The sequence below is a fragment of the Pseudomonas sp. FSL W5-0299 genome, from assembly GCF_005930655.1.
GTDB classification, from domain to species: domain Bacteria; phylum Pseudomonadota; class Gammaproteobacteria; order Pseudomonadales; family Pseudomonadaceae; genus Aquipseudomonas; species Aquipseudomonas mandelii.
In genome coordinates this window covers 16,802-34,456 of record NZ_RXHX01000049.1, presented here as the reverse complement: position 1 = coordinate 34,456, position 17,655 = coordinate 16,802, and the positions used below count along the sequence as shown (strand labels likewise).

Below are 17,655 nucleotides of genomic sequence, written 5' to 3'. Positions count from 1 at the left end.
CGCGCTGGCGTACAAAGCCGAAGCTGGTGCATCGCTCAGAGAATCACTGATGAGGACGCTGCCTGACAGACAGCTATTGGCCGTTTTCTGCCCCTCGTGACAGGCAGAAATCGGCCAAAAGCAGACCTTGAGCATATTCCGAGGAGTACACCGCTGATCGCAAGCGCAATGCTCTTCGTCAGTCATCCCCTATCATTCGAAACGCTCATCCCGTACTCGGTCGTCCTCGTTCTCTCTCTGTCGCGCGCGCGCGACCTCTTGCGCAAGTTGTACCTGGGCCTCGCTCACGAACGGCATAAGATCAGAAGCGATGTATAACTCAAGACTGCCCAGTAGCTGAGCGTTCGCGTCCATAATCGACGCACGTGAGCCGCTCCAACTCATTGGCCGGAATCGTTTGATGAATACTTCCAGCACACTTCTGGGATCGGGAGCTCTGGTCAGAATTGACTTCGCTTGTTCAGACCACTCCAACGTATCACTCGCTTCCGAGCAGCACGCAAATGTGACAATCGAAGCTATAAGTGGGTAGCGGCGGCCTCGATCTCTCTCACACCAAGCCACTATCGCATCGCAAGAGATCCTATCGGCGGGGTTTTTCCGGTGGCGTCCTAAGCGGTAAAACACGCTTATTGCCACTCTTTCTAACGACTCATCCGAGAACAATGAATCCAAAACTGCTGCTGGCTGGCACTCAAGCAACGCCGCGAGCACGTCGTCGTAGTCGAATCCAGAAATCTCATGGTTAGCTATGGCCTGTAGGAATCGAGTGGAAACCTCTGCAGCGGTTGAATAATCCTCTGAAGTGGTGAGGCTAACCTTCACAATATCGGAAAGCTGGCGGTCTCGACGTTGATTGTTGTTTTTGCGGAACTCGATACGCTGGAGCAGCTCTCGACCGGTCTCAATAAGTTCCGGCTCAAGCTCCCGCTTCGCAGAGCGGTCCGAGAATAGCCGCATTGAAAGCACTTCCAGCGCCACGTCGAAACCGTCAGGTTGATCGGCAATTAGAACGAGTAAATCTTTGAGAACCCCACCTGCCAGATGATCAGTGACACGCCCGTACGCAAAGTGCAGGAACATCTGAACGGGCACCTTTCCCGCGGTTAACGAGCGCTTCAACTGGTCAACACTATGCTCATCGAGCCCCACGGCCGTAAGCAGTCTCGGAAGGAACACTAACAACTGAGGCTGATTGGGCACCGAGTTGAGAAGGTGTTGTGCGATTTCCCTGTTCTTCTCCCAGAGCTCGGCTAGGAAGCCGCATAGCACCTGGACGTCTCGCTGCTCTGAAGCGACCTGCTCAAAACCTTGGATGAGTCTTCCCCATGTGCCTTGAGGGTCTGAGGACGCACCGGCAAGTCCACGGCCGAACGACCAGGTTCTGTTTCCACCACGGAGGAGATCAGGCAGGATCTCTGCAAATACCGAGTCATCATCGGCCACCGCTGTGCCTAGCTGCCGAGCGATCACCTCCATACGCTCAAATGATTTTACCAGGTCACCATTTTCGTCCAGGTCCTCGAAGTCGAAGCCACCAGATCTGTTACCCAAAACGAATGCTCTCACTTGCGCTGAAAGACCAGAAGGTTTTAGGTCATCTTCTAGAGTAGACAGCTGAGATACAGCCTCCGGTGTCATGTGCTCGCTGTCGAAATACATCGTCTCACGGCAGGCCGCCCAACCCTCACGCCAAAAACCATCAGCGGCAAACCAACGAAATAGCCTTCCGAGCTCTCCTTGGATATTGGTTGAAGTCCACAGTCCGCGAAAGCTCCTCGCAATTATGTCGCGCAAGTGGTGCTTAATCTTGGCCTCAGCCAGTGCTAAGCGCTCAACAAACGCGAGGCAGCCCCTGTACCATCGAATTGCGTCCTCGTTGGTCCGAGGCTCGTAGCCGTAGTCCCGTGACCGAGCTCCAAACTCAAATTGGTAGTGAGAACCAAAGTGTGTTGCCTCCAGCACCTTCTCCAAAGCAGCCAAGCCCAGAGCAAGCGCCTTCTCATCACTGGCGATGAGAAGTCGCTCAATCACGCCCAGACGTTGTTCGAGGGTAGCGTGCGTTCCTGAAAGATAGATCGTAAACAATGACGTGAAAGTGTCCGAGGCTTCTTTAGCCTCCTGCTCATCTGCGTTTTGCGTCGCAGCCCACGTCAGTAATTGGGTGCTCCGCTCAAACAATGGTGAGTCATAAGCGAAAGAGCGCAGCAAGGACTGATACCGCCGCCACGCTTTAGCGGCCTCATCAGTACCGCAGCTACCGGCTCGTTCCAATGCCGCAAGCGCCGCGTCCGGCTGCACTGAGGCGACGTTCTCAAACATCGTTCGCCCGAGATCATTGAGTGCTGTCACGTCCCCCAAGAGCCCATCAGGTACGAGCCATCTTTCAACTATGGCGACTGCCTTGGGATGGTCGTGCAGGAATGACAGTCTGCGTGAAAAGGATCGGGCTAAGCGTTCAGTCCCACCCTCTACTAGTTGCTGGTTGATGAGGTCGAAGGGCGTATCATCGAGCGCGCGGGCCGCGAGCCTGTTCGCAATAGCGTGCGGCAACACCGCCCGCCAGACCCCGCGCTGCTGCACTAGATCACGCCGGGTCAGCTCGCCGACATGGCGGTAGGTCTCTGAGGCAAGTTGACCTGCAAGCGAGGCCAGACGCGGTAGCTCAGCCTCTTCGCCCACCAGCGCCTCGCCTTGGAAGGAGTACACGAGTGAGCATGCTTGGGCCGCGAGGAGCAATGCGTCGTTTGGGTCTTGCCGCTGCCGGAAAAGCCGTTGAAATAGCTCCTCGTTCGACAAGCCCGCGATCGTATCCGAGCGCTCAACCGTTTCGGCGAGAGCCACTGCAATTCGGGCATTGCCGCCGGATGTTTCGGCGATGGTATGCGCGTCTACCTCAGATAGGTGCAGATATCGGCGCCGGAGCAACGTCTCTATCAGCTCGAGCGAAGACGTGTCGAGGGTAACGACTTGGGTTCCCTCAGGCTGGTCATCGCGAATGTCGTACTCGACTGTGAGGACGCTGATCGTGCTGGTCCGGCTATTACACAGATCCGAGAGCCTGCGGTGCAGATCCGATGGGCAGTTGTCGACAATTAGGACCGCGCGCATTCGGTTCGCGATTAGGTCCGAGGCCAGGCCTGTCGGCTGCGGGTCTGGGTTGTCCGATAAGTTGGTGTAAACGGCAAGGGACGGCGGCAGGGCGCGTGCGCCGACCCGGGAGTCGAACAAAGCCTGGACTAAGCGAGTCTTCCCGACACCCGACAGGCCGACCAAGCGCACTATCTTGCCAGGTTGGGCCAGCTCGTCGCGTAATTCGTCGATGACGTGGGCCACTGATTGCGCCGGCGCGTCACGGTGCCTGCCAAGGTGGAGGCGTAGCTTGTCATCGAGCAGGTACTCTGCATCGACGCTTTCAGTTGCACCACTCCACGGACCATAGGGGCGCCATCCCGAAAGAGCCTTTCCTACCCTCTCCTTGACCCAGGTGATGAGACCTGGGTAACACCTTACCCAAGTCGCTAAGCGCGTACGATCATAGAAGTCGGTGTGGAGCTGATCGGCGTTGGCTACATCGTTTAGTGCTGCGCGCAGTGCCCCCCGGCGATTGCGAAGAGCGCTGTCGGCCGTTGACCCAGTAGAACTGACAATAACGTAAGCGCCCACTTCATCCGCAAGTTCTTGAATAACGGGTCTAAGCGTTCCCATCGGCCGCATCTCGGAAATTATCTCGGATCTCGGCATATCCGGCTTTTTGACCTGGAACCCTGTTGAGCCGCGCGGTATGAAGCCCTCGATGAACACTCCTGGCGGCAGCTCCACGCGCACGTCTAGACCTCCGTCCGCGGCCGTCTGATTACCTCCCCATGTCACCGCCGCAGGAGACAACTCTCGACTCATCAATTCGGCCTCACAGAGACGCCCCACCAGCTCCCGCAAATCGATGTCGTTCAACTGATTAATGTCATCTGAGGTGATGTCGAACATTTTTCCTCTCTAGGTAGCCTAGGATCGCCTTACACTTTTCGATACGGTACCGACTCACGAGCGCAAGGACCAATACAGCAATGTGCCCGGACGAGGCGTACTTCCGATGGCGAAACTCAGGCGGGATGCTACTCGGCTGCGTCGTAGTCAAAGGCACATGAGAACAGTACCTCTGTAGCCGCATAGTTCCCATAGCGGCCTTGTGGGCGCCCGCTCTCAGAAATCAGATGTAGATTCTTGCGGGCACGGGAACCTACGACGTAGAGGAGCTTGTTCGCGGCATCCAAGCTTGCGGCCTCAGAGAAATGAGGCACCATCCCCTGAAGAAGGCCGAACGCGATGACCACATCATACTCGGCACCTTTTACACCGTGGATCGTCGAAACGGTGATGCCAATCCGCTCGCGAAATACCTTCCTGAAGAAAGAGATGTCGTTGATGTATGGGGCTCCGTCCTTTTGGAGCCTGTCGATCCGAGATTGTGAGCTGCGAAAGAACGCATCGCGATGCTCCACCAATGCGGGGAAACTATTCAGGGCTACACCGAGTCGTTCAAGCAGCGCGGTGAAGGCTTGGTCAAGGTAGGCAATCCCATCCGTCTCGGAGATTGAAATTGAGTTGCATTCCCTCAATAGGAGCCGCTGCGTCAGACGCGATGTATCAACGCCAAGATCACCCAGGTCGCTGATCACATCCCTTGCCCATCGCATGCGACGAACAAGCATCTTCGGCGATGACTCAGTCAGGATGATTTTCGAAACTTTGAACCAGAAATTGTCTATATCGTTGCTAAAGGGGACTAGACCAGGGCCGTCAAACTGTTGGTCCGGCAGCATCCTTACTAATTGACGCGTCGTCGATGCCAATAAAATCCACCATGGGGCGAGCACGCAGATCTCCTCAGGAGGATGCCCTGCAGCGAGGCTTGCCTGGATCAGTCGTACTAGCTCGTCATGCAAATTGGGGAGTGTTACGTGCTGGTTGTACGAAACCTTGCTCGGAAACGACGCATTCGATCCTGCGCTCTCGATTGATGTCGGATAAACGTTGAAATTCGAGAAATGGGAAATGATCCTCTTGCTCGAACGGTAATTTCGGGTAAGTGCCATTTCCCTTATCGGGATGCCAGCTTGGGCACGAAAATCAGCCACCGGAATTGCGTAGCCACCGAGCGAGCCGTAGATAGCTTGGTTCGGATCGCCGACGATGAAGGTCTTCGTTCGCCCTGCTCCGGCACGCAAAATAGCGGTAAGAAGGCCATACTGAATTTGCTTCGTGTCCTGATACTCGTCTACCAGGACATATGAGAAGACCGAAGCGAGAATCGATGCAATATGCTTTTGATCACGCATTAGGATCTGCGCATACCAAAGGATCAGCTCGAAATCGATCTGACGCGCTTCTTCGAGTTCGCGAAAGTACTCGCCAAGAATTTTATGGAGCGTCTCATGCTTCCAAACATCTTTGCAGCCTAGGTGATAGCCCGTTTCGCTGAAGTAGTAATCGCAATCCCAGTGGGTGATCTTTGCGTAGGGCGCGCATAGCCGCTCAAGCATGAGTTCGCGGTCGTGCTTGTCTACGACTCGATAGCCGCGGGAAAGCGCTGGAAGGTAGATGCCATATGGCTTAATAATCCACTCGAGGCAAAATGAGTGGATGGTCCCGATCCACAGCTTTGACGTATCAACACCGAGATCTTCTATGCGTTCCTGGATTTCATCTGCTGCGCGGTGCGTATAAGTAATCGCCACGACAATCTGCTTGTCCATGCCCCGCGAAAGCTCATAAGCAATCTTATAGGTCAACGTCCGTGTCTTTCCGCTACCAGGGCATGCGATGAGGAATACGCTCGAAGGTTCCTCCACTGCGGCTGACTGCTCGGCGTTCAACTCACGGGGATCCCAAGCGAACATCAGGCAATTCCCGCCATGAACGAACCAATGGCGTCGTTCGGCAACGCCAGGGCTACCGCAGCTTTGAGTCCCACCAGATCGATATCCCCTCGTTGATAGCGGTCAAGCTCAACCCCAAACAGCGCTAGTCGTGGCTGAGTTGAAGGATCGACTTCGATTTGGCGGGCAACGCGATACTGTAGAATCCTGGCGAGCAGCGGGGCCGATATGTGCCCATGTGCAAAGTGGATAGCCTGCAGGATGTAGGGAGGGACCGCTACCTGATGATCCAGTTCTTCGGCGAGCATGATCGCAAACCAGCCTTTCCCCGCATACTCAGCCATTAGTAGCGCCCGAAAGCTTACGAGATGGGGTTGGATTGATCGTAGGTCGTTCACTGCTTCGGTGATAGTCTGCGGCGCTTTATAGACACTGTTCACAGTTTGGACAAACGCCTCCCGGTTGCCCGCTAACACGAGTTCAACTTCAAAAGTGCGTGGCGCATAGAAGACGGAGAGCCAAGGATTTCCGGCAATAAAGGCGTCGAGGTCGACCTTACGTTCGCCGCCAGCCTTTTGCGAACCTATTGCCTTGCGCTTCCGATTGGCAAGAGCTTCAGAGTCCGCGGGCTGCGGCGCTACATCGAAGAAGGTAGTGTCAAGATCAGTGACTATCGCGCAGCGCTTGCGGATTCGAAGGTCGTTAAAAAGGACGGCAACGTTTTTGAATCCCGTGCTGCGTATGTTAATGACGCTAATACCCAGCTCATCAACGCTCAGCCCTAGCACCTTCTTTACCAAAATAGGGATCAGTATCTCCTCTGCGTCGCCTTCAACGAGCACCACACTTTTAGCAAAGAGCAAATTGCTACGCACAGCGTCCAGGTATCGCTGGATACTTCTCACCTCGGATGGCTCAAGCCCCGTAGCGGGCTGATAGGCCTCGCAATTTAGGCCTTGCCTTCCAAGAATGTTGACGTTGCTCACATTGCTCACTTCAGAGATGTGAGTCGAATGTGTCGTGTAGATGACCTGGGCGTCGCTGTAAGAAATACGGTCGAACAAGGTCTTCTGGATATGGGTGTGGATGTGCGCTTCGGGCTCCTCGATCAGCAGAAAATTGGCAATGGCAAGCTTCTCGCGCTGATACTTGAACTCTAGAAGCTTCAGCGTCAGATAAATGAGGTTTGCTCCGCCCAAGCTCAGCTCATGAATACCCCCCTCATACCCGTCATCGGCCTCGCCTACAAAGAGGCGCAGCGACTGAAATAATTTTTCCGCTTCGTCTGGTAGGTCAGATTTAATCGAAAGCGAAGCAGGCGAGTAGGTTTCTCCGGCCGCATCCTTGATCGTTTCCCGAATGTGGTTACGAACCGACTGCACGTCTTCGAGGCCTTCGATAGAGGCATTCAGGTCCCTGACCATCTCGGTTATGGGGAGCATCGACACTGGATCGATCTCGCCACTCTTGCTCTTGAGAAGCGCAAACAACGGGTTCGTTCGGTTATTGTGAAACTCGGCCACGACATCCCGGAGGGCCTGGATGAAGGTCAGTGACACCTCTTTCGTAACCGAGAGAAATCCGGGGACTTTAGCCCCGACCTCAGGAAATTCAGTCTCGGCACTGAAAATACACGTATCGAAATCGCCCACGAGTGATTGGTAGACGGAAGGGTCGCTGAAATCGGCGCTGCTTCTTCCTGTGAACACAGTTTCGTAGTCGTCAATCGTGATGGTATTGCGTATTTCCTTAAGCTCCTCATCATCAAAAACATCGAGAGCAGCCAGCTTGAGCCGGATCTCCTTTTTCGGACGGAAGATGAGGTTATAGGTGGCCTTCGCCAGCGGTCCGCCTTCGAGCGCTGCCGTGCCATGAAGGAATAGCGCCTGCACAGCTTCGTCGGCGCTGATATCTTCGAACTCAACACTGATGATGATCCAGTGGCCTCGCCATTCGCCGAGCGATCGGCAGAAGTCCGATTCCTCCAGTCGATAGGAGGCACGCACCATGGTGTCATCCAGTAGTAGGCGGATTGCGCGTAGGATATTGGACTTACCTGAGCCATTCTCGCCGATGATGGTGTTGACGCCCCGCTGAAACTTCAACGTTGTATTGCTGAAGTTTCGGTAGTTGACCAAAGTCATTTTGGAAATGTGCATAATTCTCCAGAGCGCCAACGCTCATGAACAGCCTTGTCCGTTTGTGAGCGATGGTAGCGTGACGGTGTATGATATTCCCACAGCAACCGCTTGCAGGCGCCCAGCAGTAGGCGCAGCGATTGCGCTGCTCCGCAATAGCTTTATCACATGATTGCAAGCATTGGGGCGCAGACCAAAACGTGCTCCAGCGTGACGTCATCGTATTCGTCAGGGTTGACGGATATGAAGATTTCCACCAACTCGCCTAGCCCTGCGAGTGTTTTTCTATTTTCTGAAGAAATTTCCTCTCCCCATGGGAGAAGCTTAATCAGGGCCTCATGGATAACATTGGGCGGCCATAAAGACAGAACTCTGACTACTGCAACTCGCACATTTATATACGCACTGATGTCATCTGCTGAACACTCCAACGCTCAGTTCAGTTCCATGGTCAGGTCATTCTGGCTAGGCACCATTTAGGTCCTTTGATTCGGTGATGGGACTTGCGAAAAGAAAACTCATGATGCTCGAAAAAGCCCGGCAGGCCAGGCTAATCTTGAGTTTCTCCAGACTGCGGATCAAGAATGTCGAGTAGCATCTTGTCGTGTTGTCGTGCGATGCGCGTGTTGCCGTGTAGAACATGCACCGATCTAGAAGGATCCTTTTCATGCGTCTGGCGGAGGCGAGGTGCCTGGGCTCTACAGAGATTGTCGCGGTAATGCCACTCCGGGTATCGGTCACCTTCAAGTGGTAGCGCCCAATCAAGCCGTCCTCTCGCGTGGTGTGGCCTAGGCATTTAAAGGTGAGAGAGGTTTCTGACACGTTGGTCTCCGATGGCCTAGGCATCCCACATACCTGAAGACCCATTCTTCACCTTATAGAATGGAGGCTTTGTGTATATGGCTAGGGTAGTAGCGGGTACATAGGGCCTTAGTTGATCGAAAAATCTTCAGAGTTACAGCTGTTGTCTACCTGACATTTATTGGCCGGTACCCAAGGACCCTTTGGCTCTACTGCGTCAAGGCGATGTATTGTCAGAACGCCGGCGTAATAACTGCCGGGTACTCCCGGGAAGCCAGCTTTCTCACCGTCCTTGAAGCGGCCTTCATAAATTGGAACAATCTGGCCACTTTGTGGAGCAAGGCTTACCGAAATACGCCCCGAGGGGCTGCAATGAATGATCATTACGGCGTTCGTGCGATGACCGTTTGCTGACTCGTCAAATACACGAACGATGTTGTGTCCACCAGACTTGCGACAGCTTCTTCCTGAGATGGACGCTGAGACGCCTTCAGCGCTGGTTTCACTGCCCAGGGTCGAAGGCATGTAGAAGTCCAAACTTAGCCCGATCAACGCGTTTTCTGGAAGGGGCGAGAGTCGATCCTCAAAGTTATTTCGTACGCTGATCAACGCTGGCTCGAAGTTTTTCTTGATTATGTCGGTAGTGGCTTCAAGGCAGGCGCCACCAACGGAGGCGATTACGGCTATGAGGCTTTTCGATAGATTTTTCTTGAGAGCGGGCATTGCTCGCATCCTTGCGTATGTGTGAAAAAACCCGGTGGGTCAGCCTTAGTACATATCATTCGTGGACGGGGCAATTCGTCGAGTCAACTGTGAGCTTGTTGGTCGCTGAGTTGAACTGAAAGGTACGCCCCTCAACGTAAAGGCCGTTCTTGATAGCATCAATTTCTTCTGCCTGATACGGCTTCAAGGTGAGGGTCGTAACCTCCCCTTGGTAGCCAAGCTCTACATAATCGATTTTGGAATCGCGTGCCCTCCGACCGTCATAGACTAACCTCCACTTCTGACGAGTGCTCAAATTAGGGGTTGCCATCGGATCGCGATGAGGCAGATTGGCAGTCATTCACTCGTTCCACGCGTAAAAAATACGTCAAAAAAGTTAGATTAGGTAAGTGACTGATTTATGGAAGATAAAACACATGTAACTGTTAGCAAGGCTCCGGAAGTGATGAGTACATCCATTTGCCCTTGCGGCAGCGGCACCCTGCTCGATGCCTGCTGCGGCCATTACCATGCCGGGCATCCGGCGCCGTGCGCCGAAGCCTTGATGCGCTCGCGCTACAGCGCCTATGTGCTGGGTTTGATCGACTATCTGGTGGCAACCACCCTGCCCGCGCAACAGGCCGGCCTGGATCGTCAGTCCATCAGCGACTGGAGCGCGCAAAGCACCTGGCTGGGTCTGGAGGTGGAAAGCTCCGAGGTATTGGGCGGTCAACCGGAACACGCATTCGTCACGTTCACCGCACGCTGGCATGACGGTGGCGGAGAACACAGCCACCGCGAGCGCTCCTCGTTCGTGCAGAACGCCGGGCACTGGTACTTCATCGACCCCACCGTGCCACTCAAGGCCGGACGCAACGATGCCTGCCCGTGCGCCAGCGGGCAGAAATTCAAGAAGTGTTGCGCGGGGTATTTCGGCGCGTGAGGTGATTCCAAAGGGCTAGACTGGCGTTCTAGGGAGAAACACGACCATGATCACCCGGCGCCTTGCACTTTTTCTCTTCACCTCGCTCCTCTTTCTGGGGCTCGGCGGCTGCGCGTCCTGGTTCGGAGACGATCTGCCGGACCCGCAGGTACACCTGGTGAAGGTTGAAGTGGTCCGCGCCAAACTGCTGGAGCAGAAATTTATCCTGCACTTTCGCGTCGACAATCCCAATGACAGCGACCTGACGGTGCGCGGCCTCGAGTACCGTATTCACTTGGGCGACATGCTGCTGGCCGAAGGCGAGCATGAACACTGGTTCACCGTCGGCCCCAAACGCAGCGCCTATTTCAAGGTGCCGATCCGCACCAACCTGTGGCCCAAGGTGCGGGACCTGGTGAAAATGCTGAAAAAACCCGATCAGCCCATCCCCTATCGTCTGGAAGGTGAAATGGAAACCGGTTTATTCATCGCGCACTACGTGCACCTGGCGCGCAATGGCGTGATAATCCCCGCCGATTTAATTCCGGAGCAAAACCGATGACCCAGCAACCCCATGTCCATGGCCCTGACTGCAACCACGATCATGACCATCACGACCACCATGATCACGACCACGGCCATGTCCACGGCCCGAACTGCGGCCACGCCCACCAGGAACCGGTGCGCAACGCCCTGAAAGATGTCGGCCGCAACGACCCTTGCCCATGCGGCAACGGCAAGAAATTCAAGAAGTGCCACGGCGCTTGATGCTTCGGGCGAAGAACTTCTTCGCCGCTTGAATCGACTTCGCGAGCAAGCCCGCTCCCACATTGGTTCTGTGCGCGCATCCCCCCTGTGGGAGCGACGGTGCGTCGCTCCCACAGGGAATTCAGCCAGCCTTCAATATCTGTGCAGTACTCACGACCGTCGCATATTCCCAGTGCAAATTCCCCAGCGACATCGCATGCACTTCCTCGGCTGAGTGCGCATGGCCAAAATAATCGGCCTTGTCGAACGTAAAGCACGCATCCTCCGCCACCCACGCGTCAAATCCCAGATTCCCGGCCGTTCGCGCCGTGGACTCCACCGAGTTATGGGTCGCAACGCCAACGATGATCAACTGCTCGATCCCCGCCTCGCGCAAACTCGCCTCCAGCCCGGTCGCACAAAATGCATCCGGTACCTGTTTCTGAATCAGTTGTTCGCCGGCCTGGGGCATGAAGCGTTCCTGAAACTCAACGCCTGCTTGCTGCGGCCAGAACACCGATTCCGGTGAACGGGACAGGTGCTGCACATGAATCACCGGCCGTCCGGTTCGCCGCCAATACGCCAGCAAATCGACAATTCGTTCCTCGGCCTGAGGATTATTTCGGCGACCGAGCCGGGGCTGCAAGATGCCTTTTTGTTGGTCGATGATGATCAGTGCTGCGTTGGTCTTAAGCTCCATGCCGACTTTTCTCACAACAGGTCATTGAATTTCAGGCACTTCAGCATCACTTCCGCTTACAGGCAAGATTGTGTTTATCGGACAAATCCTGAAATAACCTGACACCCTGCTTGCGCGCCCTCCTCCTGCTCACTAACGTAGCGCCTTTAATGACGCTACCCCCCCCCGCAGGAGCTTTGCCATGGCCTCGCCAGCCCTTACACATTTTCTTCCCCGGTTCGGCGTTGCCGCAGCAGTGGCCGGTGTTTTGAGCCTGACCGGTTGTCAGACCTGGAACACCCAGGACACCCTCCCGCCGACCACCGGCGTACAGCCGCTCAAGGGCCTGGCGCAAAACGTTTCGGTGCGCCGCAATGCCATGGGCATGCCGCTGATCGAGAGCAACAGCTTCCACGATGCCCTGTTCGCCCTCGGCTACGTCCACGCCAGCGACCGCATCACGCAAATGGTCACCTTGCGCCTGTTGGCCCAGGGCCGTTTGTCAGAGATGTCCGGTTCGGACCTGCTGGACGCCGACCGCTACATGCGCGCAGTCAATCTGAAGAAAAGCGCGGGCGAGTTGTACAAGGCATCGTCGCCGCGCCTCAAACGCTTCTTCGAAGTCTATGCGCGCGGCGTCAACGCCTACCTGTTCCGTTTCCGCGACAAGCTGCCGGCCGACCTCGCCGCCAGCGGTTACAAGCCTGAATACTGGCAACCGGAAGACTCGGCGCTGATTTTCTGCCTGATGAACTTCAGTCAGTCGGCCAACCTGCCGGAAGAAATCAACGCGCTGATGCTGGCCCAGACCGTCACCACGGACAAACTCGGGTGGCTGACGCCGTCCGCCCCCGACGAAAAACTGCCGCTGGGCGAAGCTGAAAAACTGCAGGGCATCAAGCTCAATGGCGCCATCCCGGGCCTGACGCAAATCAGCAAAGCCACCGCGCAACTGTCCGACCTGAATCTGCTGGGCGCCACCTCGTCGAACAACTGGGCCATCGGCCGGCAACGCAGCCGCAGTGGCAAAAGCCTGCTGGCCAGCGACAGCCATGGGCCTTTGGGTGTGCCGTCGTTGTTCAGCTACGTGCAGATTCGCGCACCGAAGTACCAGGCCTCTGGCGTGACGATTGCCGGTTTGCCCATGGTGCTCGGCGGTTTCAACGGCAAAGTGGCGTGGAGCATGACCTCGGTCATGGGCGACAACCAGGACCTGTTCCTGGAAAAAATCAAACGCCAGGGCAACGGCCTCACCTATGAAGTCGGCGGCAAATGGCAGCCGGCGATCGTGCGCAACGAAACCTACTTCGTCAAAGGCCAGCGGCCGATTCGCGAAGTGGTGTACGAAACCCGCCACGGTCCTTTGCTCAACAGCGCCCAGGGCATGACGCTGGCCAATGGTTTCGGCCTGGCTTTGCAGACGCCGAATTTCACCGACGATAAAACCCTGGACGCGTTTTTCGACCTGTCCCGGGCACAGACCGTCGAGAAAGCCTCGGACGCCAGCCGTGAAATCCGCGCCATCGCCTTGAACCTGGTGTTCGCCGACGCCAGCAACATCGGCTGGCAAGTCACCGGGCGTTACCCGAACCGTCGCGAAGGCGAAGGCCTGCTGCCGTCGCCGGGCTGGGAAGGTCGCTACGATTGGGACGGCTACGCCGACCCGATGCTCCACCCGTATGACCAGGACCCGTCCCAAGGCTGGCTCGGCACCGCCAACCAGCGGGTCATTCCCCATGGCTACGGCATGCAGCTGTCCAATTCCTGGTCGGCTCCGGAACGTGGCGAACGCCTGGCCGAACTGGCGGGTGTGGGCAAACACGACACGCGCAGCGTGATCGCGATGCAATACGACCAGACCACGACGTTCGCCGCCAAACTGAAAAAAATGTTTGAAGCGCCGGGCATGGCCCAGCCGCTCAAACAAGCCATCGAAGCCCTGCCGGTTGCCGATCGCGGCAAGGCTCGCGAGGCGTACACCCGTTTGATGGCCTTCGACGGCAAACTCAGCCCGACCTCTGCGGATGCGGCGATCTACGAGCTGTTCCTGCAGGAAAGCACCAAACAGATCTTCCTCGACGAACTGGGCCCGGAAAGCAGCCCGGCGTGGAAAGCCTTTATCGCCAACGGCAAGTTGTCCTACGCGGCTCAGGCCGATCACTTGCTGGGCCGTGAAGACAGTCCGTTCTGGGATGACGCACGCACGCCGCAGAAAGAAGACAAGCCGGCAATCCTCGCTCGCAGTCTGGCGGCGGCGATCAGCGCCGGTGACAGTCAATTGGGCGGCGATCACAAAGCCTGGCAGTGGGGCAAGTTGCACCGCTATGAGTGGAAGAATGCCAGCGGCCAGACCGTGCGCGGTCCGCTCGCGGCCGGCGGCGACCACACGACGCTGAACACGGCGGCCTTCACCTGGGGTCAGGACTTCAACACGACGCTGGCGCCAGCTATGCGCTTTATCGTGGACTTCAGCCAGGCAGAACCGCTGATGGGGCAGAACAGCACCGGTCAGTCCGGCAACCCGGCGAGCCCGCACTACCTCGACAGCATTGATCCATGGCTGAAGGGGCAATACATGAGCCTGCCGATGCAACCGCAGAACTTTGACAAGGTGTACGGCAAGACACGGTTGACCCTGACACCCGGCAAGTAACCCCTTTCGCCACTGATCGTTCCCACGCTCTGCGTGGGAATGCCTCTAGGGACGCTCCGCGTCCAGTGGCGCGGAGCGTCACGGGCTGCATTCCCACGCAGAGCATGGGAACGATCATCGCGCGAAAATCGATAGAACTTCTCGCTTCGCGCCAACCTCATAGCTAACAAGCCCCCCCATTTTGGTAACAACATGGATCTTGTTATCGCGCGCCCTGAAGGTTTGTACTGCCCCGCCGGCGATTTCTATATTGACCCGTGGCGGCCGGTCGAGCGTTCGGTCATCACGCACGCCCATGGCGACCATGCCCGCACAGGCAACCAGCATTACCTGGCGGCCGCGCCCGGTGAAGGGATTTTGCGTGCGCGACTGGGCCAGGACATCAGCCTGCAAACCCTGCCCTATGGCGAGCGCTTGCGGCACCACGGCGTCACCCTGAGTTTTCACCCTGCCGGCCACGTCCTCGGCTCAGCCCAGGTGCGCCTTGAATACGGCGGCGAAGTCTGGGTCGCCTCGGGGGATTACAAGATCGAGCCCGACGGCACCTGCGCACCCTTCGAGCCGGTGCGCTGCCACACCTTCATCACCGAGTCGACCTTCGGCCTGCCAATCTATCGCTGGCAACCCCAGGCGCAGATCTTTGGCGAGATCAATCAGTGGTGGCAGGCCAATGCCGCCGCCGACAAAACCAGCGTGCTGTTCTGCTATTCCTTCGGCAAGGCCCAGCGCATTCTCCATGGCATTGACGCCAGCCTCGGCCCCATTCTGGTGCATGGCGCGGTGGACCCGCTGAACCGGGTGTACCGCGAGAGCGGCGTTTATATACCGCCGACGATCTACGCCGGCGACGTGCAAAAGAGCGATCCGATGATGCGCAAGGCGCTGGTCATCGCCCCGCCATCGGCTGGCGCCAGCAACTGGATGCGCCGGTTTGGCGACTACAGCGACGGCTTCGCCAGCGGCTGGATGCGATTACGCGGCACGCGGCGCAGACGCGGCGTGGACCGTGGCTTTGTATTGTCCGACCACGCCGACTGGCCCGGCCTGCTCTGGGCCATCGAACAAACCGGCGCCGAACGGGTCATGGTCACCCACGGTTCGGTGGCGGTGCTGGTGCGGCATCTGCGCGAACAGGGCCTTGATGCCATGGGTTTCAGCACCGAATACGGCGACGATGAGGAAGACAACGCGGCCGTCGAAACCGAGCACGCCGAGGTGGCGACATGAAGGCCTTCGCCGAGCTGTATGCCGAACTCGACGCCACCACGTCAAGCAATGCCAAACTGGCCGCGATGCAGGCTTACTTCGCCCAGGCTGCCCCCGAAGATGCGGCGTGGGCGGTGTACTTTTTGTCCGGAGGGCGACCTCGGCAGCTGGTGCCGGTGCGCGTGCTGCGTGAGCTGGCCGTCGAGTTTTCCGGCCTTGAGCCCTGGCTGTTCGAAGAAAGTTATCAGGCGGTTGGCGATCTGGCGGAAACCATTTCGCTGGTCCTGCCTGAAACCCTGCACAGCTCCACCGACGGGCTGGCGGTGTGGATTGAAGACAAGCTGCTGCCCCTGCGTGGCGAATCCCCGGAAGTCCTCGCCGCACGGTTGCCCGCACTCTGGGCACAACTGGACCGTCACAGCCTGATGCTTTGCATCAAACTCATTACCGGCAGTTTCCGCGTCGGCGTCTCCAAACTGCTGGTGACGCGAGCCCTGGCAGCCATGGCCGGACTCGACAGCAAACGCGTGGCCCAGCGGCTGGTCGGGTACACCGACCTGTCCAATCGCCCGAACGCCGTCAGTTACCTGAAATTGATCGCGGCCGAATCGCCCGACGAACATGCCCAGCGAGGTGGTCAGCCTTACCCGTTTTTCCTGGCCCATGCCCTGTCACAACCGGTCGAGCAGTTCGACGCCGTGCTCGGCCCGGCCAGCCAGTGGCAGGTGGAATGGAAGTGGGACGGCATCCGCGCCCAAGTGATCAAGCGTGACGGGCGCCTGTGGGTCTGGTCACGCGGCGAAGAACTGGTAACCGAGCGTTTCCCCGAACTCGACAGCCTGTTGCACGGACTGCCTGACGGTACAGTGATCGACGGTGAAATCGTCGCCTGGAAAGCCCCTCGCCCCAACACTGACGATGCCTTCAATCCACAATCGCCGTCCGCTCCGGCGGTGCTGCCCTTCGCCCTGTTGCAACAGCGGATCGGCCGCAAAACCCTGGACAGGAAAATTCTCGAAGAAGTGCCGGTGGTGGTCCTCGCCTACGATTTGCTGGAATGGCAAGGCGAGGACTGGCGCAGCCAGCCTCAGGCCAGGCGCCGCGATCAGCTGGATCAACTGATCGCCACCTGCAACAACCCGGTATTACTCGCCTCACCAGTGCTGACCGGCGAAGACTGGTTCGACCTCGCCAGACAACGTGAGGCCTCCCGCAGCCTCGGTGTCGAGGGCATGATGCTCAAGGCCCGGGATGCGCTGTATGGCGTCGGCCGGACCAAGGATATGGGCGTCTGGTGGAAATGGAAAGTCGACCCCTTCAGCGTCGACGCGGTGTTGATTTATGCGCAGCGCGGCCATGGTCGCCGGGCGAATCTCTACAGTGATTACACCTTCGCGGTCTGGGATGGCCCGCCGGACGCCAGCGAACGTACCCTGGTGCCTTTCGCCAAAGCCTATTCAGGGCTGACCGACGAGGAAATGCGCCAGGTCGACAGCATCGTGCGCAAAACCACGGTGGAGAAGTTCGGGCCGGTGAGCAGTGTGAAACCGAGTCTGGTGTTTGAGCTGGGGTTCGAGGGTATTGCCCTGTCGAAACGCCACAAGAGCGGGATTGCCGTGCGGTTTCCGCGGATGTTGAGGTGGCGGCAGGACAAGTCAGTGGAAGAAGCCGACAACCTCGCAACGCTGCAAGATTTGTTGGGCTGAAAGAACTTTGTGGCGAGGGAGCTTGCTCCCGTTCGGCTGCGAAGCCGTCGCAAATTTTCTACAGCGGGACCGCTTCGCGCTCCGGCGGGAGCAAGCTCCCTCGCCACAGGACTCGCGTCTCCACGACCTGATTTGGTGCGGCTATTTTCCGATGCCCGATTCCGTGCACAAATACCCTATTGCCATTTCTTGTATCACCTTTTAAAACGCTTGTTCGGGACT

The 17,655-nt window shown here is 57.3% G+C and carries 13 protein-coding genes; 6 read left to right on the top strand and 7 right to left on the bottom strand.

Features of this window, described 5'->3' with window-relative positions:
* From FHL16_RS34595 to FHL16_RS31270, 6 genes are all read right to left on the bottom strand, one after another.
* Positions 1 to 186, bottom strand: a 186-nt coding sequence (locus FHL16_RS34595) for a hypothetical protein (protein WP_218191869.1), incomplete at its 3' end; no start/stop codon positions are given.
* A 6-nt stretch (positions 187 to 192) separates the two neighbouring features.
* The gene (locus tag FHL16_RS31290; RefSeq protein WP_077750294.1) at positions 193 to 3,987 is read right to left on the bottom strand and encodes a hypothetical protein; all 3,795 of its coding nucleotides are present in this window, start codon (positions 3,985 to 3,987) and stop codon (positions 193 to 195) included.
* A 128-nt stretch (positions 3,988 to 4,115) separates the two neighbouring features.
* Positions 4,116 to 5,900, bottom strand: a complete 1,785-nt coding sequence (locus tag FHL16_RS31285) for a UvrD-helicase domain-containing protein (protein ID WP_077750293.1) — start codon at positions 5,898 to 5,900, stop codon at positions 4,116 to 4,118.
* A complete protein-coding gene (locus tag FHL16_RS31280) occupies positions 5,900 to 8,038 on the bottom strand; it encodes an AAA family ATPase (protein WP_077750292.1) in 2,139 nt (712 codons plus the stop codon). Before FHL16_RS31280 ends, FHL16_RS31285 begins: the two co-directional genes overlap by 1 nt.
* Positions 8,039 to 8,947: 909 nt before the next feature.
* On the bottom strand, positions 8,948 to 9,541 hold the full coding sequence (locus FHL16_RS31275; protein WP_202979500.1) for a hypothetical protein: 594 nt from the start codon (positions 9,539 to 9,541) through the stop codon (positions 8,948 to 8,950).
* A 55-nt stretch (positions 9,542 to 9,596) separates the two neighbouring features.
* The gene (locus FHL16_RS31270; RefSeq protein ID WP_077750288.1) at positions 9,597 to 9,881 is read right to left on the bottom strand and encodes a hypothetical protein; all 285 of its coding nucleotides are present in this window, start codon (positions 9,879 to 9,881) and stop codon (positions 9,597 to 9,599) included.
* 105 nt (positions 9,882 to 9,986) lie between these two features.
* On the opposite strand from FHL16_RS31270, the gene FHL16_RS31265 reads away from it, so the two are divergent.
* Genes FHL16_RS31265 through FHL16_RS31255 form a run of 3 tightly spaced genes read left to right on the top strand, consistent with a single transcriptional unit; the run spans position 9,987 to position 11,210 of the window.
* Positions 9,987 to 10,463, top strand: a complete 477-nt coding sequence (locus FHL16_RS31265; RefSeq protein WP_010462636.1) for a YchJ family protein — start codon at positions 9,987 to 9,989, stop codon at positions 10,461 to 10,463.
* 46 nt (positions 10,464 to 10,509) lie between these two features.
* Positions 10,510 to 11,004 carry an LEA type 2 family protein gene (locus FHL16_RS31260; RefSeq protein ID WP_010462638.1) on the top strand — a complete coding sequence of 165 codons (495 nt, stop codon included), beginning with the start codon at positions 10,510 to 10,512 and terminating at the stop codon, positions 11,002 to 11,004.
* The gene (locus FHL16_RS31255; protein WP_007906737.1) at positions 11,001 to 11,210 is read left to right on the top strand and encodes an SEC-C metal-binding domain-containing protein; all 210 of its coding nucleotides are present in this window, start codon (positions 11,001 to 11,003) and stop codon (positions 11,208 to 11,210) included. Before FHL16_RS31260 ends, FHL16_RS31255 begins: the two co-directional genes overlap by 4 nt.
* A 121-nt stretch (positions 11,211 to 11,331) precedes the next feature.
* Here FHL16_RS31255 and FHL16_RS31250 read toward each other — a convergent pair whose 3' ends face one another.
* Positions 11,332 to 11,889, bottom strand: coding sequence for a cysteine hydrolase family protein (locus tag FHL16_RS31250; RefSeq protein WP_077750287.1), 558 nt, complete (start codon positions 11,887 to 11,889; stop codon positions 11,332 to 11,334).
* A 181-nt stretch (positions 11,890 to 12,070) separates the two neighbouring features.
* Between FHL16_RS31250 and FHL16_RS31245 the strand changes: the two genes are divergently transcribed.
* The 3 genes from FHL16_RS31245 to FHL16_RS31235 all read left to right on the top strand — a co-directional run bounded on the left by FHL16_RS31245 (position 12,071) and on the right by FHL16_RS31235 (position 17,433).
* Entirely contained in the window at positions 12,071 to 14,521 is a 2,451-nt protein-coding gene (locus FHL16_RS31245; RefSeq protein WP_077750286.1) for a penicillin acylase family protein, read from the top strand.
* 192 nt (positions 14,522 to 14,713) lie between these two features.
* On the top strand, positions 14,714 to 15,748 hold the full coding sequence (locus FHL16_RS31240) for a ligase-associated DNA damage response exonuclease (RefSeq protein WP_010462644.1): 1,035 nt from the start codon (positions 14,714 to 14,716) through the stop codon (positions 15,746 to 15,748).
* Entirely contained in the window at positions 15,745 to 17,433 is a 1,689-nt protein-coding gene (locus FHL16_RS31235) for an ATP-dependent DNA ligase (protein ID WP_077750285.1), read from the top strand. Before FHL16_RS31240 ends, FHL16_RS31235 begins: the two co-directional genes overlap by 4 nt.
* Positions 17,434 to 17,655 lie beyond the last annotated feature (222 nt).